At 60.2% G+C, this 20714-nt stretch carries 24 protein-coding genes; 4 read left to right on the top strand and 20 right to left on the bottom strand.

All coding sequences use genetic code 11. The features are described 5' to 3' along the window. Positions 1 to 17: 17 nt before the first annotated feature. The gene (gene fklB, locus CKW09_RS02385) at positions 18 to 638 is read right to left on the bottom strand and encodes an FKBP-type peptidyl-prolyl cis-trans isomerase (protein WP_061799901.1); all 621 of its coding nucleotides are present in this window, start codon (positions 636 to 638) and stop codon (positions 18 to 20) included. A gap of 288 nt (positions 639 to 926) precedes the next feature. Here fklB and CKW09_RS02380 point away from each other — a divergent pair, with 288 nt between their 5' ends. Further along, the gene (locus tag CKW09_RS02380; protein WP_061799900.1) at positions 927 to 1577 is read left to right on the top strand and encodes an OapA family protein; all 651 of its coding nucleotides are present in this window, start codon (positions 927 to 929) and stop codon (positions 1575 to 1577) included. On the opposite strand, the gene CKW09_RS02375 is transcribed toward CKW09_RS02380, so the two are convergent. The 5 genes from CKW09_RS02375 to rpsF form a co-directional block, all read right to left on the bottom strand. Continuing rightward, positions 1574 to 1927 carry a DUF488 domain-containing protein gene (locus CKW09_RS02375; protein WP_061799899.1) on the bottom strand — a complete coding sequence of 118 codons (354 nt, stop codon included), beginning with the start codon at positions 1925 to 1927 and terminating at the stop codon, positions 1574 to 1576. The genes CKW09_RS02380 and CKW09_RS02375 overlap by 4 nt on opposite strands. Positions 1928 to 2035: 108 nt before the next feature. Next, positions 2036 to 2488: a 50S ribosomal protein L9 gene (rplI, locus tag CKW09_RS02370; protein WP_061799898.1), complete on the bottom strand. Its 453-nt coding sequence runs from the start codon at positions 2486 to 2488 to the stop codon at positions 2036 to 2038. A gap of 39 nt (positions 2489 to 2527) precedes the next feature. Beyond that, complete coding sequence (gene rpsR, locus CKW09_RS02365; RefSeq protein WP_000135199.1) at positions 2528 to 2755, bottom strand: 30S ribosomal protein S18; 228 nt, start codon at positions 2753 to 2755, stop codon at positions 2528 to 2530. A gap of 4 nt (positions 2756 to 2759) precedes the next feature. Next, positions 2760 to 3077, bottom strand: a complete 318-nt coding sequence (gene priB, locus CKW09_RS02360) for a primosomal replication protein N (RefSeq protein ID WP_073970356.1) — start codon at positions 3075 to 3077, stop codon at positions 2760 to 2762. Between the two features lie 8 nt (positions 3078 to 3085). Then, the gene (rpsF, locus tag CKW09_RS02355; RefSeq protein ID WP_004933634.1) at positions 3086 to 3484 is read right to left on the bottom strand and encodes a 30S ribosomal protein S6; all 399 of its coding nucleotides are present in this window, start codon (positions 3482 to 3484) and stop codon (positions 3086 to 3088) included. Between the two features lie 455 nt (positions 3485 to 3939). Here rpsF and CKW09_RS02350 point away from each other — a divergent pair, with 455 nt between their 5' ends. Beyond that, complete coding sequence (locus tag CKW09_RS02350) at positions 3940 to 4206, top strand: YdgH/BhsA/McbA family protein (protein ID WP_095095429.1); 267 nt, start codon at positions 3940 to 3942, stop codon at positions 4204 to 4206. A 103-nt stretch (positions 4207 to 4309) separates the two neighbouring features. Here CKW09_RS02350 and yjfP read toward each other — a convergent pair whose 3' ends face one another. Next, the gene (gene yjfP, locus CKW09_RS02345; protein ID WP_095095426.1) at positions 4310 to 5062 is read right to left on the bottom strand and encodes an esterase; all 753 of its coding nucleotides are present in this window, start codon (positions 5060 to 5062) and stop codon (positions 4310 to 4312) included. Positions 5063 to 5188: 126 nt separating this feature from the next. On the opposite strand from yjfP, the gene bsmA reads away from it, so the two are divergent. Together bsmA and CKW09_RS02335 are read left to right on the top strand one after the other, a co-directional pair. After that, complete coding sequence (gene bsmA / locus CKW09_RS02340; protein WP_061799893.1) at positions 5189 to 5497, top strand: biofilm peroxide resistance protein BsmA; 309 nt, start codon at positions 5189 to 5191, stop codon at positions 5495 to 5497. Positions 5498 to 5618: 121 nt separating this feature from the next. After that, entirely contained in the window at positions 5619 to 5894 is a 276-nt protein-coding gene (locus CKW09_RS02335) for a YdgH/BhsA/McbA family protein (RefSeq protein WP_061799948.1), read from the top strand. On the opposite strand, the gene CKW09_RS02330 is transcribed toward CKW09_RS02335, so the two are convergent. From CKW09_RS02330 to mutL, 13 genes are all read right to left on the bottom strand, one after another. Beyond that, the gene (locus CKW09_RS02330) at positions 5891 to 6289 is read right to left on the bottom strand and encodes a DUF350 domain-containing protein (RefSeq protein WP_061799890.1); all 399 of its coding nucleotides are present in this window, start codon (positions 6287 to 6289) and stop codon (positions 5891 to 5893) included. The genes CKW09_RS02335 and CKW09_RS02330 overlap by 4 nt on opposite strands. An 87-nt stretch (positions 6290 to 6376) precedes the next feature. Beyond that, entirely contained in the window at positions 6377 to 8005 is a 1629-nt protein-coding gene (locus CKW09_RS02325; protein ID WP_095095423.1) for an isovaleryl-CoA dehydrogenase, read from the bottom strand. Between the two features lie 116 nt (positions 8006 to 8121). Then, a complete protein-coding gene (gene rlmB, locus CKW09_RS02320) occupies positions 8122 to 8853 on the bottom strand; it encodes a 23S rRNA (guanosine(2251)-2'-O)-methyltransferase RlmB (protein WP_095095420.1) in 732 nt (243 codons plus the stop codon). A 59-nt stretch (positions 8854 to 8912) separates the two neighbouring features. Further along, on the bottom strand, positions 8913 to 11399 hold the full coding sequence (gene rnr / locus CKW09_RS02315) for a ribonuclease R (RefSeq protein WP_061799885.1): 2487 nt from the start codon (positions 11397 to 11399) through the stop codon (positions 8913 to 8915). A gap of 59 nt (positions 11400 to 11458) precedes the next feature. After that, positions 11459 to 11884 (bottom strand): nitric oxide-sensing transcriptional repressor NsrR, encoded by a 426-nt coding sequence (gene nsrR, locus CKW09_RS02310; protein ID WP_061799884.1) that lies wholly within the window; start codon positions 11882 to 11884, stop codon positions 11459 to 11461. A gap of 232 nt (positions 11885 to 12116) precedes the next feature. Beyond that, complete coding sequence (locus tag CKW09_RS02305) at positions 12117 to 13415, bottom strand: adenylosuccinate synthase (protein WP_061799882.1); 1299 nt, start codon at positions 13413 to 13415, stop codon at positions 12117 to 12119. Positions 13416 to 13513: 98 nt separating this feature from the next. Then, entirely contained in the window at positions 13514 to 13714 is a 201-nt protein-coding gene (locus CKW09_RS02300) for a DUF2065 domain-containing protein (protein WP_061799880.1), read from the bottom strand. Positions 13715 to 13777: 63 nt separating this feature from the next. After that, positions 13778 to 14782, bottom strand: coding sequence for a protease modulator HflC (hflC, locus tag CKW09_RS02295; protein WP_061799878.1), 1005 nt, complete (start codon positions 14780 to 14782; stop codon positions 13778 to 13780). 3 nt (positions 14783 to 14785) lie between these two features. Then, a complete protein-coding gene (gene hflK / locus CKW09_RS02290; protein WP_061799876.1) occupies positions 14786 to 16036 on the bottom strand; it encodes an FtsH protease activity modulator HflK in 1251 nt (416 codons plus the stop codon). 68 nt (positions 16037 to 16104) lie between these two features. Next, complete coding sequence (hflX, locus tag CKW09_RS02285) at positions 16105 to 17385, bottom strand: ribosome rescue GTPase HflX (protein ID WP_061799875.1); 1281 nt, start codon at positions 17383 to 17385, stop codon at positions 16105 to 16107. A 98-nt stretch (positions 17386 to 17483) separates the two neighbouring features. Continuing rightward, a complete protein-coding gene (gene hfq / locus CKW09_RS02280) occupies positions 17484 to 17792 on the bottom strand; it encodes an RNA chaperone Hfq (protein WP_004955988.1) in 309 nt (102 codons plus the stop codon). 114 nt (positions 17793 to 17906) lie between these two features. Beyond that, on the bottom strand, positions 17907 to 18848 hold the full coding sequence (gene miaA / locus CKW09_RS02275) for a tRNA (adenosine(37)-N6)-dimethylallyltransferase MiaA (protein ID WP_095095417.1): 942 nt from the start codon (positions 18846 to 18848) through the stop codon (positions 17907 to 17909). Continuing rightward, entirely contained in the window at positions 18841 to 20709 is a 1869-nt protein-coding gene (gene mutL, locus CKW09_RS02270; protein WP_095095414.1) for a DNA mismatch repair endonuclease MutL, read from the bottom strand. Before mutL ends, miaA begins: the two co-directional genes overlap by 8 nt. Positions 20710 to 20714: the final 5 nt, after the last annotated feature.

Here is a 20714-nt window from a genome sequence, read left to right as displayed (position 1 = left end):
ATCACTGCCGTGATGGATTACAGAATTTCCAGCAGTTCGACGTCAAACACCAGCGCGCTGAATGGCGGGATGGAGGCGCCGGCGCCACGCTCGCCGTAGGCCAGGGTGTGCGGGATGTACAGCTGCCATTTGGAGCCGACCGGCATCAGGGTCAGCGCTTCGATCCAGCCCGGGATCACGCCGCTAACCGGGAATTCCGCCGGCTGGCCGCGCTCTACGGAGCTGTCGAACACGTCGCCGTTGATCAGACGGCCGGTGTAGTGCACGCGCACGCGGTCCTGACGGGACGGAATTGGGCCATTGCCCTGCTCCAGCACGGAGAACTGCAGGCCGGACTCGGTCAGCGTCACGTCATCACGCTTGGCGTTTTCGTCCAGGAACTGCTGGCCTTCAACGGCCATCGCCTGCTGGCGCTCACGACGCACGGCGTCCGCACGTTCGTGGATCTCACGCAGCGCACGGTGCACCACGTCAACCGGAACCGCCGGGGCATTCCCTTCCAGCGCGTCACGCAAACCCGCCAGCAAAGCTTCCGGTTGCAAACCTTCCAGACCGGACTCTTGCAACTGCTGACCGACCTGTAAACCGATCCCGTAACTTGCTTGCGCTTCAACGCTGTCAAAAGAAGGGGTTGTCATGGGGTTTTCCTTAAGTCTCTAAAAAGTCGAAAGCGCAGCATAACAGCGCGGGAAAGCCGGGTAAAATCTTGTGTGGAGAATGATGACTTTTGTCGTAGAAAAAGAAACAATAACCTTCTGTTAACGCCCCTAGCCGCGATCCCGGGCCCAAAGCCCACCGCCGCCGGCGTTGAAACGCAGCCGCCTTTCACTTCAATCAGTTAGCGGACTATACTGAAAGCAGGAAACCGGGCCGACGGTACAGCCTTTTGTATCGTGTTATTTTTACGCCGTTGAAGAGAGGTCACCATGGGCAGAATCTCGCCCAGGAGAAGGAAAACCACCCGCATCTACCAGCCGTTGCTGCGTACCTGGCTGAACGTCAGCCAACGCCTGAAACCTGGCGCCGCGCCAGAGGCGGCAGATCCGGAATCAGAGCAACCGCCGGTGAACGGCAAAGGACAGGGAATCAAAGCGTTACTGCTGAAGATCTGGCACCTGCCGGACGGCTTCGGCTGGATGGAGCCGCTGCCCTATTTTCATCGCCGCTGGACCCTTATCTTCGGCGCCATGCTGCTGCTGGCGTTGCTGTGGCCCTATTCGCCCGAGAAACAGGCGTTCCCGGTCACGCAGCAGGCCAACGGCGTGCCGCAGCAAGGCAGCGAGCCGCCGCCGGCCGCGGAGCCCGAGCCATCGGGCAACTGGCAGCGCTATCAGATCCAGCCGGGCCAGACGCTGGCGCAGCTGTTCCGCGACAACGGCCTGCCGGTGAATGAAGTGTTCGCCATGGCGCAGGTCGAGGGCAACGACAAGCCGCTGAGCAATATGAAGGCCGGCCAGGAAGTGCGCATCGAGCGCGACGCCAACGGCGTGATCGGCGCGCTGTCGGTGACCACCGCCGATAACAGCCAGGCGCTGTTCCGCCGCCAGGCCGACGGCAGCTATCGCCGCGAGCGTTAAATCTGCGCCAGCAGAAAATCGCGCAGCACCACGCCCTGATTGTGCTCGGTGTCTTTACTGCCATACAGCAGGGTCAGCGATTGGCCCTGCCGCAACAGCGCCGCCAGCGGCCGCCAGGCGTCGTTCTCCGCCAGCTGCCGCCGGTAGCGCCGTTCAAACGCTTCCCACTGGTCGGAATGCTGATGAAACCACTGGCGCAACTCGGTATCCGGCGCCACCGCTTTCAGCCACTGCACGCCCTTCAGCCTTTCCTTGCTGACGCCGCGCGGCCACAGCCGGTCAATCAGGTAGCAGTGTTCCGGCGCCGGCGCGCTGAAATCGTAGACCCGCTGCAAGATAATCGTCGCCATATCCCCCCTCCCCGGTCAGATAACCACAGGGTAGCGCGTTTCGCCGGGCGCAGAAAAGCAAAACGCCAGCACGAGGCTGGCGTTTTAACTTGGTTAACAGACGCGTTGTTACGCTTCTGGAACCACAACTACATTCAGCTGTGCGAACACGTCGCTGTGTACCTGGAAGTGCACTTCGTGCTCACCGGTGGTACGCAGAACGCCGTTCGGCAGACGAACTTCGCTCTTGGCAACTTCAACGCCTGCCGCAGTAACTGCGTCAGCGATGTCGCGGGTGCCGATAGAGCCGAACAGTTTACCTTCGTCGCCTGCTTTAGACGCGATGGTGACCGTTGCCAGTTCGTTGATCTTGGTTGCGCGAGCTTCAGCGGCAGCCAGAACGTCAGCCAGTTTGGCTTCCAGTTCAGCACGGCGTGCTTCGAAGAACTCTACGTTTTTCTTGGTAGCAGGAACAGCTTTGCCCTGTGGTACCAGGAAGTTACGGGCATAGCCCGCTTTAACGTTAACTTGATCACCCAGGCTGCCCAGGTTTGCTACTTTATCAAGCAGAATAACTTGCATTACCTTATCCTCTCAAAGTCGTTAATGGACAGTGGCCGATTACTGATGACGATCAGTGTACGGCAACAAAGACAGGTAGCGCGCGCGCTTGATAGCACGGGCCAGCTGGCGCTGATATTTTGCACGAGTACCGGTGATACGGCTCGGTACAATTTTACCACTTTCAGTGATGTAGTTTTTCAGCGTAGCGATGTCTTTATAGTCAATCTCTTGAACGCCTTCCGCGGTGAAACGGCAGAACTTGCGACGACGGAAATAACGTGCCATTTGGCTAGTCTCCAGAATCTATCAATTCAATCTGCTCGGCATGCAGAACCAGTTTGTTCAGCCCGTTGCGCCCTTGATGGCAACTTACGAAGCCTTGCACGGTAACCTGACTGCCGACCGTTAATCTTTGAGTTAGTGCTTGTGACTGGTGTCCACTGACAACCACGGGCATTCGGCACCATGCTTGCCTGTTGAATCCGGCTTCCATCTGCTGCGAACGGTGCTCAAGCACGAATTGGCAGTGCGGTATCCCGGAAGGACTCACTTTTCGAACCGGCGCCTTGCACAGGGTGCCCGACAAAACCAGACGATTAGCCGTCACGGCGGCAATTACTCTTCAGAATCCCCAGCATCTGCATCATCTGCGGTTTCGTTAGCGAAGTCTTCGCGGCGATCGCCACGACGTTCGTCTTTCGCTTTAACCATCGGAGATGCTTCAGTTACCGCGTGCTTAACGCGCATAACCATGCTGCGGATAACGGCGTCGTTGAAGCGGAAGTTAGTTTCCAGCTCATCGATCGCTTCCTGCGGAGCTTCAACGTTCAGCAGAACGTAGTGAGCTTTGTGCAGTTTGTTGATCGGATAAGCCAGCTGACGGCGGCCCCAGTCTTCCAGACGGTGAATCTGACCTTGCGCGTTAGTGATGGTAGCACTGTAACGCTCGATCATGCCCGGAACCTGTTCGCTTTGGTCAGGATGGACCATAAAAACGATTTCGTAATGACGCATCGAATTGCTCCTTACGGATTATTCAGCCTCCTGTCAGGGTCAACCGCGGCCCATGGAAGCAAGGAACGTGTTTAGTGTGCGGCTGAAAAATGACGCGTAATCATACTGGCGCAGGGGGGGAAACTCAAGGACCGCGTGGGATTTATTCACGGGAATGAGAGCGGACTGTGGAAATAGCACGATTTGCCGCCTGATAAACCTATGTATGCCGATCCATCAGTTTCAAAAATCTTTCAATGAAATCATCGGCGAGTCGTAAATGTTTTTCATTTATTTTGAATGAGCGCATCAAAAGCCCGCGCTTTTTAATCCTGCGCGAGGGTCTAAAATTAACCCTATCCGCCGCAGACAGCGCGACGAAAAAGATCTCAGCTTATTCAATGCAGATAAATAACTTTTTGCTGCACTGGCACCCGCTGTCAGGCCGTTGAAGCAAACAGTTAAGAGAGGCACCTATGAAACGCATTACCCTCGCCACCGCCGTTGCTTTACTGTTTTCCGCCAACGTCATGGCCGCCACCGAGGTCTCTTCGCACCAGGCCGATGGGTTGCAGAGCGTCGGCTTCGTGACGCTGAACCAGAACCTGGTGTCGCCGGATGACGCCAGCAGCCAGGTGAGCAAGCTTGCCGACCAGCGCGGGGCGACCGCCTACCGCATCATCGCCCTGCATGAGCCGAACAACAACAGCACAATACATGTCAGCGCAGAACTGTACCGTTAAACGCCCTGCCGGCACCGGGAAAACGAGCCGCAGATAAAAGCGGCGAATTAAAACGCGTAAGCCATCATCGGCCCCCTGCCTGCAGGGGGCTTTTCCGTTGCCGCTACAGCACCCGCTGGAAAAAATCGGCGGTGGCCCCAAGCGCCCACGGAGTGATGCGATGCTTGACGTCCGGCTCGCTGAGGAAGGTCAGCCGGCTGTCCCAGCCGCGCTGGCGCAGCTCGGTCGCCAGCCGCAGGCTTTCCGCCGCCGGCACCACGTCATCCGTTTCACCATGCCACACCAACAGCGGCCGATCGGCGATTTTTTCCAACTGCTGTTCCAGCCCGAACTCCGCCAGCGCGGCGATGCGCGCCTGGAAGGCGGCCGCGCTCAGCGGCTGCCCTTGTGGGCCCAACGGCGGGAACAGCGTCTGCGCCAGCGAGCTGTAATAGCCGGACCCCATCAGGCTGGCGGCCGCCTTGATCCACGGATAGCGCGCAAAGCTACCCAGCGTGGTCATGCCGCCCATCGAGGCGCCGGCCACGCCGATACGCCCGTCGGCGATCAGGCCACGCCGTTCAAAATGCGTTTTGATGGCCGGCAGCTCCTCGATATTGCGGCGCAGGATCTCCCAGAAGCTGGCCAGCCGCCGCTGCTCATCACCATCGAAACGCTCGCCGTGCTGGTCGGTGTCCGGCAGCACCACGCGAAAACCGACGCGCGCCAGCGCATAGGCGAAGTAGGCGTACACCTCCTTCGATGAGGTATAGCCGTGGTAGAAAAACACCGTCGGCAGCGGCTGATGGCAGCGCCCCGCCGGCACCGCATGGATAGCCGCAATGTCACCCACCCGTTCGTCATGTATTTCGATCATTCGTTTATCCTCGGCAGCCTCTTGCCTCCATCATGGCAAACTTGCGCGGGGGAGCGTTAGCTCAATATGTTCCAGCATATATTGCGTTACACTGAAGCCATAACAACCGGCTTTCCCGAGGTCTGCATGACGTTTTCCCGCCTGTTTACCGTCCTGACGCTTTCCGCCCTGCTGTCGGCCTGCGGCATCATGACCGTCACGCCCAAACCGCCGCCGCCGCCCACCGCTCAGGCGCAGGAGATCACCCGCGCGCAAACCGGCGAGCTGGTCAAAATGGGCACCACCAGCGCCCTGGTCTACGGCAGCCCGATGGACGTGGAAGCGGCGATCCAGAGCAAGGCCAACGCCAGCGGCGCGCGCTATTACATGATCATCATGAACAGCGAAACCATCGTGCCCGGCCAGTGGTATTCCCAGGCGATCCTGTACCGTTGACGGCGGTGTTTTAAGCAGATTTACATTGGCTTTGCACTGGCTGAAGTTGATTGCGGCACACTGCTGAACAACATGCCGCATTCTGCGGGTTTTGATTCAGGATCTGACGAAGGGGAACGCCATGAAACGCTCCGCCGCACTCACCTCCCTCTTGCTCTCCATGGGGCTGCTCAGCGCCGGCGCGCAGTCCGCCGAGCTGGCGCCCGCCGATCGCGTTACGCCGCTCAGCGAAATCGCCGAGATCACCCTAAACGATCTGCCCGGCTCGCCGCAGGAGGCGGAGCAGGTCATTGCCCGTAAAGCCGATGAACACGGCGCCAGCTACTACCGCATTCTGCGCATGGAGGAACAGGCGCACCAGCCCGGCTGGCATGCCTCGGCGATCCTTTATCTCTAGTAGCTCATGCAGGCCGCATTCAATACGCCGCCGCTGACGGATACGCCCCCCAGGAAGATGCCGGCGGCCAGGTGGTTCGCCTCGATCTTGTCGCTGATGCGCGGCATGTAGATCTTCACCGCGGCAAACAGCAGCAGCTGCACCACCAGCGCCACCACGCCCCACAGCAGATAATCCAGCAGGCTGATCGAGTTGATCGCCGCGCTGGCCAATGGGATCACATAGCCCAGACAGGCGCCGATGAACGCCAAGGCGGCGGACTGATTGTCGGCCTTGATCAGCGCCCATTCATCATGCGGGGTGATACGGGTGTAGACGAACAGAAATACCAAAACCATGGCGAAGCCACTGAAGAAATACGAGGCGAACGCCGCCAACGCGCTGAGAATATCCATGTTAATTTTCCTGGTCCGGGGTGACAGGCCCTTGCGGGTCATAGCCTGAATTAAAAAGGTTTTCCCATCTGGGCGCCACTGTTTTCCCTAACCGCCGATCGCGCGGCCTAGCAACTGGTCGCAGACCTCGGCCGACAGCGGGCTTTCGCCGCGGTGATCCAGCGTCAGATGGCACCAGGCGTCGGCGATCTGCGGGCTGGCGTGCTGCAGCAGCTGTGCGGCGCAGCACAGGTCGAACAGCTGTTGAGTCAGCAACCGCCCCATCTCCTCGCGCGGCTGGCGAGCGCGCTGCTGCCACTGGCGCCAGGCATGGTCAAACAACCGATTCTGGCCGCGCACCGGCTGCAGCTCGAACTGCAGCATTTCAAGCGCGCCAGGCAGTTTGTGCAGGCTGCGCAACACGTCCAGGCACATGATATTGCCGGAACCCTCCCAAATGCTGTTCACCGGCATCTCGCGATACAGACGCGGCAGTTCGCTCTCTTCGCAATAGCCGATGCCGCCCAGCACCTCCATCGCCTCGGCGATAAAAGGCATCCCCTGGCGGCAGATGCTGTATTTGGCGGCCGGCGTCAGCAGACGGCTGTAAATCCGCTCCCCTTCGCTGTCGCGGCTTTCCCAGGCGCGCGCCAGCCGGAACAACAGCGCGGTGTGCCCTTCCAGCCGCAGCGCCATGCGCGCCAGCACCTGACGCATCAGCGGCTGCTCAATCAGCGTCTTGCCAAACGCCTGCCGCTGCAGCGCGTGGTACAGCGCCACCGACAGCCCGCGCCGCATCAGGCCATGGCTGCCCAGCGAACAGTCGAAACGCGTCAGGCCGCCCATTTTGAGGATATGCCGCACGCCGTCGCCTTCGTCGCCCAGCAGCCAGGCGGTGGCGTCCTGAAACTCCACTTCACCGCTGGCGTTGGAGCGATTGCCAAGCTTATCCTTCAGCCGCTCGAGGCGGATGGCGTTGCGGTTGCCGTCGGGCAGAAAACGCGGCAGGAAGAAGCAGGACAGACCGCCCTCGGCCTGCGCCAGCACCAGATGCGCATCGCTCTGCGGCACCGAGAAAAACCATTTATGCCCCACCAGCCGGTAGGCTTCCCCCGGCCCTCTCGCGCCCAGCGACGCGGCGGTGGTGGTATTGCTCAGCACGTCTGAACCGCCCTGCTTTTCGGTCATGCCCATACCGATCAGCAGCCCGCGTTTTTGCCCGCCCGGCAGCAAATGGGCGTCGTAGCGGTCGGACAACAGCGGCGTCAGCCAGGCGTGAAATTCCGGCGGCAGCGCCTGTTGCAGCAGCGGCGTGGCGCCGAAGGTCATGGTAACCGGGCACAGGGTGCCGGCCTCCACCTGGGCGTGCAAAATAAAGCGCGCGGCGCGCGCCACGAAGGAGCCGATGCGCGCATCCTCCTGCCACGGCAGGTTATGCACCCGGTTGGCGATCAGCCCCTGCATCAGGATATGCCAGGCGGGATGGAAACGAACGTCGTCCAGCCGCTGGCCGGTGGCGTCGTAACGCAGCAGCTCCGGCGGATTGGCGTTGGCCAGCCGCCCCAGCTCCAGCGACTCCTGGGTGCCGAGCTGTTGGCCCAGCGAAGCCAGAACGTCGGCGTCCCAGCCGGCCTGTTCGCGCTGCACCGCCTCGCGCAGCGGCGTGTCGGAAAGAAACAGGTTGCTGTTGCCCAGCGGCTTGGGTTGATTGAACACGGTGTGCGTAGTCCAGACCATCGTCTTGCTCCCCGATCAAAGCGTCAGGGGTAATTATGGTCGGTGGGGAGATTTCTGCCTGAGGCGGGATCACAAGATGGCGGATTGGCGGGGACGAAAACGCCCCCGCCGGTCAATCAGCTGCGCTGGCGCACCGCTTCAAACAGACAAATGCCGGTGGCGACCGAGACGTTCAGCGAGGAGACGGTGCCGGCCATCGGGATGCTGATCAGCTCGTCGCAGTGCTCGCGCGTCAGGCGGCGCATGCCTTCGCCTTCCGCCCCCATCACCAGCGCCATCGGGCCGGTCATTTTGCTCTGGTACAGCGTATGGTCGGCTTCGCCGGCGGTGCCCACCACCCAGACGTTCATTTCCTGCAGTAGGCGCAGGGTGCGCGCCAGGTTGGTGACGCGGATCAGCGGCACGTTCTCCGCCGCGCCGCAGGCCACTTTTTTGGCGGTGGCGTTCAGCTGGGCGGAGCGGTCGCGCGGCACGATCACCGCGTGCACGCCGGCGGCGTCGGCGCTGCGCAGGCAGGCGCCGAGGTTATGCGGGTCGGTTACGCCATCCAGCACCAGCAGGAACGGCGTATCAACGCTTTCCAGCAGCGTCGGCAGGTCGTTTTCCTGGTACTGCCGCCCCTCGCGCACCCGGGCGATAATCCCTTGGTGCACTGCGCCTTCGACCTTCTCATCCAGCCATTGGCGGTTTGCCACCTGGATGACGATGCCGGTGGCTTCCAGTTCGGCGATCAGCGGCTGCAGGCGGCGATCGTCGCGCCCCTTGAGGATAAACACTTCCAGGAAGCGTTGCGGGTCGCGCTCTAACAGGGCTTTGACGGCGTGGATGCCGTAAATAATTTCGCTCATGATGCTCTTTTAACTGTGCGGCTGGCGGTTGCCAGCCGGTGATAATGAGGTGCCGCAGGTCAGGCCTGCTCGGCACCTTTCTTCTTGGACGCGCGCTTGGCTTTGGTCGCCGCCGCTATCTTCCGGGTTTTGTCGGACGGTTTCTTGGCTTTCGCCTTTTTGTCCTTCTTCACCTTGTCGGCGGGTTTGTCGCCGTCTTTGCGGAACGCGCTGTCCGGCTCGAAATTGGCCGGCGGCTTGCCGCCGCGGCGCTTGCGTTGCGCCTGGCCGCGGCCGGCGCCGGCCCCGTCGCGCAGGGTACGCTGCCCGCCGTTCTTGGCGCGATCGCGCTCGGTTTTGCCTTCGCCACGCGGTTTGCGGGTGCTGGAAACCAACGCGAAATCGATTTTGCGCTCGTCCATATGCACCGCTTCAACGCGGATTTCCACCGTATCGCCCAGGCGATAAACCATGCCTGAGGATTCGCCGATCAGACGCTGGCCGATATTATCGTAGCGATAGTAATCGTTATCCAGCGACGAAACGTGCACCAGGCCGTCGATAAACAGATCGTTCAGGCGCACGAAGAAGCCGAAGCCGGTGACGCTGGCGATGATGCCGTTGAACACTTCCCCGACGTGATCCTGCATAAAGTCACACTTCAGCCAGTCGGCGACGTTGCGCGTCGCTTCGTCGGCGCGGCGTTCGGCCATCGAACAGTGCTCGCCCAGCTGCAGCATTTCTTCGAACTCGCTGTGCCAGCCGCCGGTCGGCGTCCAGCGCTCTTTCGGCTGGCCGTGCTCTTTGGCCAGCAGGTATTTGATGGCGCGGTGCAGCGCCAGGTCCGGGTAACGGCGGATTGGCGAGGTAAAGTGGCCATAAGAGGCCAGCGCCAGACCAAAGTGGCCGCGGTTTTCCGGATCGTAAATCGCCTGCTTCATCGAACGCAGCAGCATGGTCTGCAACATTTCATGATCGGGACGTTCGGACACTTCGTCCATCAGGGTGGCGTAATCTTTCGGTTGCGGCTTGTTGCCGCCGCCCAGCGTCAGGCCCAATTCGCTCAGCACGCTGCGCAGCGCGGAGATATGATCGTCGCTTGGGCGATCGTGCACGCGATACAGCGCCGGCTCGTTATTCTTCTCGACGAAGCGCGCCGCCGCGACGTTGGCCATGATCATGCATTCTTCGATCAGCTTGTGGGCGTCGTTGCGCACCGTCGGCTCGACGCGCTCGATGCGGCGTTCGGCGTTGAAGATGAACTTGGCCTCTTCGGTTTCGAAGGCGATGCCGCCGCGCTCGGCGCGCGCCTTATCCAGCACCTTGTACATCGTATGCAGCTCTTCCAGGTGCTTGACCAGCGGGTGATAATGCTCACGCAGCTCCTGATCGCCCTGCAGAATGTGCCACACCTTGTTGTAGGTCAAACGCGCGTGGGAACTCATCACCGCTTCGTAGAACTTGGCCGTCGACAGGCGCCCCTGGGCGGAGATGGTCATCTCGCACACCATGCACAGGCGATCGACCTGCGGGTTCAGGGAACACAGGCCGTTGGACAGCACTTCCGGCAGCATCGGGATCACCTGCGACGGGAAATACACCGAGGTGCCGCGGTTGCGCGCTTCGTCATCCAGCGCGGTGCGCGGGCGCACGTAGTAGCTGACGTCGGCGATGGCCACCCACAGGCGCCAGCCGCCGCCGCGTTTTTTCTCGCAGTACACCGCGTCATCGAAGTCGCGCGCGTCTTCGCCGTCGATGGTCACCAGCGGCAGCTTGCGCAGATCGACGCGGCCTTTCTTGGCCGCTTCAGGCACCTGCTCGCTGAGATCGGCCACCTGCTTTTCCACCTGCGGCGGCCAGGTATGCGGGATCTCATGGGTGCGCAGCGCGATGTCCACCGCCATGCTGGTGCCCATCTTGTCGCCGAGGATTTCGACGATCTTGCCGACCGCCTTGGTGCGGCGGGTCGGACGCTGGGTCAGCTCCACCACCACCATGTAGCCCATGCGCGCGCCGCTGACGGCCTCGGCCGGGATCAGGATATCGAAGCTCAGGCGGCTGTCGTCGGGCACCACAAAGCCGGTGCCGGCGTCCATGAAGAAGCGGCCGACGATCTGGCTGGTCTTCGGCACCAGCACGCGCACGATGCGCGCCTCGCGGCGGCCCTTGCGATCGGCGCCCAGCGCCTGCGCCAGCACCACGTCGCCGTGGATCGCCATTTTCATCTGCTCGGCGGAAAGATACAGGTCATCCTTGCTGCCTTCGATGCGCAGGAAACCATAGCCGTCGCGGTGGCCGATGACGGTGCCGCGCAGCAGGTCCAGGCGTTCCGGCAATGCATAGCACTGGCGGCGGGTAAAGATTAACTGACCGTCACGCTCCATCGCGCGCAGGCGGCGGCGCAACGCTTCCAGCGGCTCTTCGCCGCTTAGCCCCAGCTCTTTGGCCAGCTCTTCGCGGCTGGCCGGCGTTTCACGTTTCGCCAGATGGGCCAGAATGTATTCACGGCTCGGGATGGGGGATTCATATTTTTCTGCTTCTCGTTCCAGGAATGGATCTTGTGACATTGCGGTTCCTCCGTTGTCATCAGCAGGGTGTCGCTGAGCCTTGTCTTCTCAACGACGCTTTATTCGACAAGCAATAGCTTGTAGAGCGGCGGATTGTCTTCGACCATATCGGCCAGGGTGTGGTTATCCAGCTCTTCAAGGAAATTCTGTACGCCCTGATGGAGCACCTGCTTCAGGCGGCAGGCAGGGGTTATGTGGCAAAAATCACTGCTGCAGTTGACCAGTGAGAGCGGCTCCAGCGCTCTGACCACGTCGCCGAGGCGAATGGTTTCGGCCGGCTTGCCCAAACGGATGCCGCCGTTTTTCCCGCGCACCGCGGTGACGAAGCCGACACGGCTTAACTGATTGATGATCTTAACCATATGGTTGCGGGACACGCCGTAGACCTCGGTCACTTCCGAGATGCTGGTCATTTTGTCCGGTGGCAGCGAAGCCATGTAGATCAACGCCCGCAGGCCATAATCAGTAAAACTTGTTAACTGCACATCTACCTCTGGGTATCACTTTACCCGTCTGATACGCCGCTTTTCGGCATTTTTCAAAAGATTACTCATTGGATAATAAACCAGCCGGAGAGTTCGCCGCTAATTATTTAGCGCATGACAGGCTCTGAGACGGGATTAAGAAAGGATTTTTTGACGTGAAACCGCAAATGGGGAGAACAAACGATAAAAACAAACCGGGACGCGCCCGGTTCGTTTATGGCAAAAAGCCAGATTATGCGTCGAACGGGTCGCGCAGGATCATGGTTTCGCTACGGTCCGGGCCAGTAGAGATAATGTCTACCGGTACGCCGGTCAGTTCTTCGATGCGCTTGATGTAGTCCAGCGCCGCCTGTGGCAGCTTGTCGTGCTCTTTCACGCCAAAGGTGGTTTCGCTCCAGCCCGGCATGCTTTCGTAGATAGGTTCGATACCTTCCCAACCTTCGGCAGCCAGCGGAGTGGTGGTCATTTCGCGGCCGTCCGGCATGCGATAGCCCACGCAGATCTTCACTTCTTTCAAGCCGTCCAGCACGTCCAGCTTGGTCAGGCAGAAGCCGGACAGCGAGTTGATCTGCACTGCGCGGCGAACCGCCACCGCGTCCAGCCAGCCGGTGCGACGACGACGGCCGGTCGTGGCGCCGAATTCGTTGCCCTGCTTGCACAGGTATTCGCCGGTTTCGTCGAACAGTTCGGTCGGGAACGGACCCGCACCCACGCGAGTGGAGTAAGCTTTAACGATGCCCAGCACGTAATCCACATAACGCGGACCAATGCCTGAACCCGTCGCCACGCCGCCGGCGGTGGTGTTGGAAGAGGTCACGTACGGATAGGTACCGTGGTCGATATCCAGCAGGGTGCCCTGAGCGCCTTCGAACATGATCAGGTCGCCACGCTTGCGCGCGCCGTCCAGCAGTTCGGAAACGTCTACCACCATGCCGGTCAGGATGTCGGCGATAGACAGCACGTAGTCCAGGGTGGCCTGGTAATCCACGGCTTCGGCTTTGTAGTAGTTGACCAGCTGGAAGTTGTGGTATTCAACGATTTCCTTCAGCTTAACGGCGAAGGTTTCTTTGTTGAACAGGTCGCTGACGCGCAGACCGCGGCGAGCCACTTTATCTTCGTAAGCCGGGCCGATGCCGCGACCGGTGGTGCCGATGGCTTTCGCGCCGCGCGCTTTCTCACGCGCGTTGTCCAACGCGACGTGGTAAGGCAGGATCAGCGGACAGGCTTCGGACAGTAACAGACGTTCGCGTACCGGGATGCCGCGCGCTTCGAGTTCACCCATTTCCTTCATCAACGCGTCTGGCGCCAGAACCACACCGTTGCCGATGATGCTGGTGACGTTTTCACGCAGGATGCCTGAAGGAATTAAATGAAGGACGGTTTTTTCACCGTTAATAACCAGAGTGTGGCCAGCGTTATGGCCACCTTGGTAGCGCACAACATATTGAGCCCGTTCAGTCAGCAGGTCTACGACCTTGCCCTTACCTTCGTCACCCCATTGGGTGCCCAGTACGACGACGTTCTTACCCATTTTTCAAAATCACCGGTTGCTTAAAAATGGATTCTACCACCGTAATTTTCGATTTTCAGCACTTTTAGCATACGATTGCGTAATTTTTAGTCTAAACTTTAAACCCCGGTGCGACTGCGCAACATGTAGTAGATCACGCAGCCCGCAACCACTATTCCGCCGCCAAATCGCCGCAGCGTGGCGTCCGGCAATTGGCTCATCGCCAAGATCATTTTGCGCCACGCCTGTGGAAACAGCATCGGCCCCAGCCCTTCCAGCACCAGAACCAGCCCAAGCGCCAGCCAGATCGTTGAATTCATGCATCCCCCAAAACAACAAAGGGCCCGCGATTAAACGGGCCCCCGATAATTTACCTGTCGCGGTTACTTGCGCGTGGATTCAGGCGATTTCATATAGCGGAAGAAATCGCTGTCCGGGCTCAGTACCATCACGTCCTGGTTGTTCTTGAAGCTGGCTTCATAAGCACGCAGGCTACGGATAAAGGCGTAGAAGTCCGGATCCTGGCTGAACGCGTTGGCGAACAGCTTGGCCGCTTCGGCGTCGCCTTCACCGCGGTTGATACGGGCCTGGCGCTCGGCCTCCGCCAGAGTACGGGTCACTTCGTAATCCGCGCTGGCGCGCAGCTTCTCGGCTTCTTCCTGACCCTGCGAACGCAGACGACGGGCTACCGCTTCACGCTCGGCGCGCATACGCTGGTAGATGGCGTCGGACACTTCGGCCGGCAGGTTGATCTGCTTGATGCGCACGTCGATCACTTCGATACCCAGCGCCGCCATGCTGTTCGGGTTAACCTGCGGCTGTTTTCCGGTGGTTTCCCGCTCAACGCGCGCCGCTGCGGAGGCGATAGCGTCATCGGCTTCGGTGGTCGCCACTTCTTCGCCATCACCCACGGTGCCGGTGTTCAGCGCGTCGCGCACGTCTGACATCAGCTTGCCGCGCGAGTCGGTCACGATGTCTTTCACGTCCAGACGGCCGATCTCGGAACGCAGACGGTCGCTGAATTTACGCTTCAGCAGCACTTCGGCCTGGGAGACGTCGCCGCCGCCGGTCGCCAGATAGTAACGGCTGAAATCGCTGATGCGCCACTTCAGGTAGGAGTCGACGATCAGGTCTTTCTTCTCGCTGGTCACGAAACGATCGGCCTGGTTGTCCATGGTCTGGATACGCGCATCCAGGTTCTTCACGGTTTCAATAAACGGGATCTTGAAGTGCAGACCCGGCGCATACACCAGCGGTTTGTTTTCGCTGTCGCGCAGTACCTTGCCGAAGCGCAGCACGATGCCGCGTTGGCCTTCCTGCACCACGAACAGTGAAGCGTACAGCGCCACCAGCACCACGAGGACGATAACTACAAAAGACTTACGCATTGATTACTCTCTCCCTACGCGAGTGGTGTCGTCACGCTGCGCATTCGCCCGGCGTTGGTCCATGACCGAGCCGTTGCCGGTGCGTTGGCTGCTGGAGCCGCCGTTGGCAGACGGGGCGGGGTTGAGGCGAATCAGGCTAGAGTCCTTATTGCCGCCGTCCGCCGCATTGGCCTGGCCGCGCAGCATTTGATCCAGCGGTAACATCATCAGATTGTTGCCTTTGTCGCTCACCAGCACCTTACGGGTATGGCTCAGGACTTTCTGCATGGTTTCGATATACAGGCGCTCGCGGGTAATTTCCGGGGCGGATTTGTATTCCGGCAGCAGCTTGGCGAAGCTGGCCACCTCACCCTGGGCTTCCAGGATGGTACGGTCTTTGTACGCCTTGGAGTCTTCCAGCAGGCGCTGCGCCTGGCCGTTCGCACGCGGCTGCACTTCGTTGGCGTAAGCTTCCGCCTCACGGATGTACTGCTGCTCGTTCTCACGCGCGGCGATGGCGTCATCGAACGACGCTTTGACCTCTTCCGGCGGACGCGCCGCCTGGAAGTTGACGTCCAGCAGCGTGATGCCCATGTTGTAAGGACGAATGGTCTCTTCCAGCATGCGTTGAGTATCGTTACGCACCACGGTACGGCCTTCGGTCAGGATGCGGTCCATCGAGTACTTGCCGATCACGCCGCGCAGGGCGCTGTCGGTCGCCTGGCTCAGGCTGTCGTCGGCATTCACTACGCTGAACAGATAGGCTTCCGGATTGGTCACGCGGTACTGCACGTTCATTTCCACGCGCACCACGTTCTCGTCGGAGGTCAGCATCACGCCGGACGCCGCCAGTTCACGCACCGATTCCACGTTGACCGGGCGCACTTCGTCGATGAAGGTCGGCTTCCAGTTCAGGCCCGGCTGCACCAGGTGGCTGAACTTGCCAAAGCGCGTCACCACGCCGCGTTCGGCTTCCTTGATGGTGTAGAAGCCGCTGGCGGCCCAGATCACCACCACGGCGACCGCCGCGATACCGATAATGCGGCCGCTGAAGCCCGGACCAGAGGTGCCGGTGCCGCCGCTATTGCCGCTGGAGCCTTTGCCCCCGCCCAGGCCGCTCAATTTCTTGCTCAGCTTGCGGAAGATATCGTCCAAATCAGGTGGTCCTTGATCACGACCGCCTTTGTTGTTACCGCCAGAGTTGCCGCCATTATTATTGCTGCTCCCCCACGGGTCGCGGTCCTGTCCGTTATTACCGGGCTGATTCCACGCCATGTTTTAGCTCCATATTCTGTGATTGGGTACTTCAGGCTTACGCGAAGCATAAATGTAACAGGATATGATCATACGATAAAGCTAATCAGGTCCTGTTCCTGTTTACAGAGGCGGCGCCACTCGACGATGGGCATACGCACCACCACGCCGATGCTGCCGTCTTCTTCGTTCCACTCTTTCTCAATTGCCTGAAGCTGGTAAAAACGGCTACGAAGACGGCCTGCCTGTGGCGGTAAGCGCAGCTCATAATGCGCGATTTCCCCCGATAAGCGCTCCGTCAACGCCTGATACAGCAACGGGATACCTTCTCCGCTGGCGGCGGACAGCCACACCCGGATCGGTAAGTTTTCGTCGTTGCGGTCGATACGCGGGACAAAGTCATCCAGCATATCTATTTTGTTCATCACTAACAGTGTAGGGATCTCATCCGAATCAATCTCCGCCAGCACGGTATTGACCGCTTCCATGTTTTCATCGACGCGAGCATCCGCGGCGTCGATGACATGCAGCAGCAGAGACGCCTGGCGCGTTTCCTGCAGCGTCGCCTTGAAGGCGGCCACCAGGTCGTGCGGCAGGTGCCGGATAAAGCCTACGGTATCCGCCAACACGGTATCGCCCACGTCCGCCACGTCGATGCGCCGCAGGGTGGGATCCAGGGTGGCAAATAGCTGGTCCGCCGCATAGACCTCGGCAGACGTTATTCGGTTAAACAGGGTGGATTTGCCGGCGTTGGTGTAGCCCACCAGCGATACGGTCGGCACATCTGCACGGGTACGCGCCCGTCGGCCTTGTTCACGCTGCTTCTCTACCCGCTCCAGGCGGCGCAGAATCAAGCTGATGCGATCGCGCAACAAACGACGGTCGGTCTCTAATTGGGTTTCCCCCGGCCCGCGCAGGCCAATCCCCCCTTTTTGGCGCTCCAGGTGCGTCCAGCCGCGCACCAGACGCGTGGCGATGTGGCGCAACTGCGCCAGCTCTACCTGCAGCTTACCTTCATGGGTACGGGCACGCTGGGCAAAGATGTCTAGAATCAACCCGGTGCGATCGATCACCCGGCATTCACACAGGCGCTCAAGGTTTCTCTCCTGCGCCGGGGAAAGGGAGTGATCAAACAGGACAACAGACGCGCCACTGGCTTTTACCGCATCTGCAATTTCTTCGGCCTTTCCTTCACCTACAAAGTACTTGGGATGCGGGGCTTTGCGGCTACCAGTCACCACTTGCAAAGCTTCGACACCCGCCGAGGACACCAGGGATTCGAACTCACTGAGATCTTCGGTATCTTTGTCTTGCGAGAAATAGATATGAACCAGTACGGCCTGCTCACCGGCTTCATAACGGTCAAACAAGCGTGCAACCTCTCAAACGGACACAAACCGCTAGTGCGGGGGACATAAACAGCGCACGGCTGCTTATGCTCCCCGTCATGGTTGACTTGCAACGCGCTTTATTCAGCGTCATCGCTTTCCTGCTGCGGCTGTTGCGGCGCAGACGGGTTGTTACCATGGTGATAGTTACTGGTGCCGCCGCTCGGGTTGTTGCTGTGGTGCGAAACCGGGCGTGACGGGACAACGGTAGAGATAGCGTGCTTATAAACCATCTGGCTCACCGTGTTTTTCAACAGGATGACAAACTGGTCAAAAGACTCAATCTGGCCTTGCAGCTTAATACCATTCACCAAATAAATAGAAACCGGAACACGTTCACGACGCAATGCGTTCAGGAACGGATCTTGCAAAGATTGCCCCTTAGCCATTCTATCTTTTCCTTATTTGCTTGTTGTTTGTAACTAAGAACCTGTCGGCTCTAAAATAAACGACGTAAAAAATTTGCGCGCTGAATACTCATCAATTGTACACAATCACTCGACCTATGCACTAACAACCTGTATTACCGAGTCCAAAGCCTCTCCCGGCTTCTCGCTGTCCAGCCAATGTACCGAGTTCCAGCCCCGTAACCAGGTCATTTGGCGCTTGGCCAACTGACGCGTTGCGCAAATACCACGATAAACCATCTCATCGTAACTAATTTCGCCAGACAAATATGACCACATCTGGCGGTAACCGACACAGCGAATGGAAGGCAAATCCGTATGCAAATCACCCCGTGCAAAAAGTGCACGCGCTTCCGTCTCAAAGCCCGCCGCCAACATTTGATGGTACCGCTGCTCGATGCGTTGATGGATCAACTCACGGCTGGACGGCGCTATCGCAAATTGGTGAACATGATACGGCAACGATTCACCCGAAATTTTAGTCAGTTCCGTTAAAGTTTTACCCGAAATAAAAAAAACTTCCAGTGCTCTGGACAGTCTCTGCGGATCATTCGGATGAATTCTTAATGCCGCAACCGGGTCAATCTCCTGTAACCGGCGGTGCAAAGCCTCCCAGCCCTGCTCCGCCGCCTGCTGTTCTATACGCTCGCGCACCGCCGGATCGGCGGAAGGCAGCGGCGATAATCCCTCCAGCAGCGCCTTGAAATACAGCATGGTGCCGCCCACCAGCAGCGGGATGCGCCCGGCCGCGGTGATGTCGGCCATTTCTTGCAGCGCGTCGGCGCGAAAATCCGCCGCCGAATAGGCCTGCGCCGGATCGCGAATGTCGATCAAACGGTGCGGCGCCTGCGCCAGCTCTTCTGCGCTCGGCTTGGCGGTGCCGATATCCATGCCGCGATAAATCAGCGCGGAATCCACGCTGATCAGTTCCACCGGCAGACGTTGGCGCAGCGCGATCGCCAGCGCGGTCTTGCCCGAGGCGGTCGGCCCCATGATAAAAATAGCCGGGGGACGTGGTGTCATTTCAGTGTCAGTCATGCTTAAGGGCCGCCAGTGCAGCCTGTAAATCAACGGGTTGTAAAAGTCCGCTCGGTGGCGATTTGACCAGCTGCGGGCAAAGTCGTTCAACGTCGGTCAGCAATTGTATCGCTTGCGAGGTGTTCCACTGCTCATGTTCGCTGCCTAAACGGCGGGCGATCCAGGTGGCCAGCACTGCGGGCGACATCTCCTGATGCTCGGCCAGATAGCCTAACAGCTCGGGTATCAGTTTTTGTAAATTTTGTTGGCGTAATGGTAAAGGCACTGCGCGCAGCGTCACACGGCCGCTCCCCGCCTGCAGATCCAGCCCCATGGTGGCCAACAGCGCCTGATGGCGCGCGATCGCCGCCGCTTCATTTTTGTTCAGCGTCAGCTTGATGGGGATCAGCAGCGGCTGCGGCCGCAGCCCCCCTTCCGGCGGATTGAGCTGCGCCTGGCGCAGCCAGCGCTCCGCCACCGGCAGGTTGAGCAACACCGGCTGATGCTGGCGTTCGATCAGCGCGTAGCACGGCGGGTAGATCATCAGCACCCGGCCAAAGCTGTGCTGGCCGCCCGCCAGCGGCGTTTCCGCTGCCGGCTTCACCGGCGGGAACAGCGGCGGCTTCGGCGCGGGTTCCTGCGGTTGCGGCTCCGCGGCCTGCAGCAGCTTGCCGTACAGCTCGCCTTCGCGCTTCTGGTAGCCGCTCCCCGCCGGATAAGGCGGCTGCGGCGCACGCTCGCGGGCGGGCGCCGCCGGCGGTGGCGTTTCGCGCCGCGGCGCGGGCTGAGAAAAATGGTTGCCGCCGGCGGCGATGCGGTTTTCCGGCTGCCAGGTCGGCGCCGCCTCTTCGTCCGACGTCTCGGCCAGCGCCAGCGGCGCTGAACCGGTCTGCTGCAGCACGGTGGTCACCGCCTGATAAATAAAATCGTGCACCAGCCGCGCCTGATGGAAACGCACCTCGTGCTTGGCCGGGTGGACGTTAACGTCCACCTGATGCGGATCCACCTCCAGATACAGCACATAGGCGGGCTGCTGGTCGTCCTTGAGCTGGTCCTGATAGGCCTGGCGGATGGCGTGGTTGATCAGGCGATCGCGCATCATGCGGCTGTTGACGTAGCAATACTGCATCTCCCCCAGCTGGCGCGCGCCGGCCGGGTCCGCCACCCAGCCGCGAATGGTCAGATCGCCGTGCTGCCAGGAGATATTCAGCGCGTGCTGCAAAAACGCCGGGCCGCAGATGCTGCCCAGCCGGCGTTCATGCTGGCTTTCCTCTTTCGCCGCGCGGTATTGGCGAATCAGCTTGCCGTTGTGGCTGAGGTTGATCGCCACATCGAAGCGCGCCAGCGCGATACGCCGCACCACTTCATCGATATGGCCGAATTCGGTTTTTTCGGTGCGCATGAACTTGCGGCGCGCCGGGGTATTGTAAAACAGGTCGAGCACTTCCAGCGTGCTGCCGATCGGGTGCGCGGCGGGTTTTACCGTCACCGCCTGCTCGCGGCCTTCGGCGTAGGCCTGCCAGGCTTCGGCCTGTTCTGCGGTGCGTGAGGTCAGGGTCAGGCGGGAGACCGAGCTGATGCTGGCCAGCGCTTCGCCGCGGAAACCGAGGCTGACGATGGCTTCCAGATCGTCGAGCGTGCTGATTTTACTGGTGGCGTGGCGCGCCAGCGCCAGCGCCAGGTCGTCCTTGCCGATGCCGCAGCCGTTGTCGCGAATGCGGATCAGCCTGGCGCCGCCGCGCTCGATGTCGATATCGATGCGCGTTGCGCCGGCGTCCAGGCTGTTTTCCACCAGCTCCTTCACCACCGACGCCGGTCGTTCGACCACTTCCCCGGCGGCAATCTGGTTGGCGAGCTGTGGCGGTAACACCTGGATAGGCATGCTGA

This window comes from Serratia ficaria, from assembly GCF_900187015.1.
Taxonomy (GTDB): domain Bacteria; phylum Pseudomonadota; class Gammaproteobacteria; order Enterobacterales; family Enterobacteriaceae; genus Serratia; species Serratia ficaria.
The sequence above is the reverse complement of the archived record's forward strand: the minus strand, read 5'-3'. Positions and strand labels throughout refer to the sequence as shown.

Excerpts from the sequence above, each read along its gene's own strand:
- fklB (WP_061799901.1), bottom strand. The coding sequence starts at position 638 with ATGACAACCCCTTCTTTTGACAGCGTTGAAGCGCAAGCAAGTTACGGG.
- CKW09_RS02380 (WP_061799900.1), top strand. The coding sequence starts at position 927 with ATGGGCAGAATCTCGCCCAGGAGAAGGAAAACCACCCGCATCTACCAG.
- CKW09_RS02375 (WP_061799899.1), bottom strand. The coding sequence starts at position 1,927 with ATGGCGACGATTATCTTGCAGCGGGTCTACGATTTCAGCGCGCCGGCG.
- rplI (WP_061799898.1), bottom strand. The coding sequence starts at position 2,488 with ATGCAAGTTATTCTGCTTGATAAAGTAGCAAACCTGGGCAGCCTGGGT.
- rpsR (WP_000135199.1), bottom strand. The coding sequence starts at position 2,755 with ATGGCACGTTATTTCCGTCGTCGCAAGTTCTGCCGTTTCACCGCGGAA.
- rpsF (WP_004933634.1), bottom strand. The coding sequence starts at position 3,484 with ATGCGTCATTACGAAATCGTTTTTATGGTCCATCCTGACCAAAGCGAA.
- CKW09_RS02350 (WP_095095429.1), top strand. The coding sequence starts at position 3,940 with ATGAAACGCATTACCCTCGCCACCGCCGTTGCTTTACTGTTTTCCGCC.
- yjfP (WP_095095426.1), bottom strand. The coding sequence starts at position 5,062 with ATGATCGAAATACATGACGAACGGGTGGGTGACATTGCGGCTATCCAT.
- bsmA (WP_061799893.1), top strand. The coding sequence starts at position 5,189 with ATGACGTTTTCCCGCCTGTTTACCGTCCTGACGCTTTCCGCCCTGCTG.
- CKW09_RS02335 (WP_061799948.1), top strand. The coding sequence starts at position 5,619 with ATGAAACGCTCCGCCGCACTCACCTCCCTCTTGCTCTCCATGGGGCTG.
- CKW09_RS02330 (WP_061799890.1), bottom strand. The coding sequence starts at position 6,289 with ATGGATATTCTCAGCGCGTTGGCGGCGTTCGCCTCGTATTTCTTCAGT.
- CKW09_RS02325 (WP_095095423.1), bottom strand. The coding sequence starts at position 8,005 with ATGGTCTGGACTACGCACACCGTGTTCAATCAACCCAAGCCGCTGGGC.
- rlmB (WP_095095420.1), bottom strand. The coding sequence starts at position 8,853 with ATGAGCGAAATTATTTACGGCATCCACGCCGTCAAAGCCCTGTTAGAG.
- rnr (WP_061799885.1), bottom strand. The coding sequence starts at position 11,399 with ATGTCACAAGATCCATTCCTGGAACGAGAAGCAGAAAAATATGAATCC.
- CKW09_RS02305 (WP_061799882.1), bottom strand. The coding sequence starts at position 13,415 with ATGGGTAAGAACGTCGTCGTACTGGGCACCCAATGGGGTGACGAAGGT.
- CKW09_RS02300 (WP_061799880.1), bottom strand. The coding sequence starts at position 13,714 with ATGAATTCAACGATCTGGCTGGCGCTTGGGCTGGTTCTGGTGCTGGAA.
- hflC (WP_061799878.1), bottom strand. The coding sequence starts at position 14,782 with ATGCGTAAGTCTTTTGTAGTTATCGTCCTCGTGGTGCTGGTGGCGCTG.
- hflK (WP_061799876.1), bottom strand. The coding sequence starts at position 16,036 with ATGGCGTGGAATCAGCCCGGTAATAACGGACAGGACCGCGACCCGTGG.
- hfq (WP_004955988.1), bottom strand. The coding sequence starts at position 17,792 with ATGGCTAAGGGGCAATCTTTGCAAGATCCGTTCCTGAACGCATTGCGT.
- miaA (WP_095095417.1), bottom strand. The coding sequence starts at position 18,848 with ATGACTGACACTGAAATGACACCACGTCCCCCGGCTATTTTTATCATG.
- mutL (WP_095095414.1), bottom strand. The coding sequence starts at position 20,709 with ATGCCTATCCAGGTGTTACCGCCACAGCTCGCCAACCAGATTGCCGCC.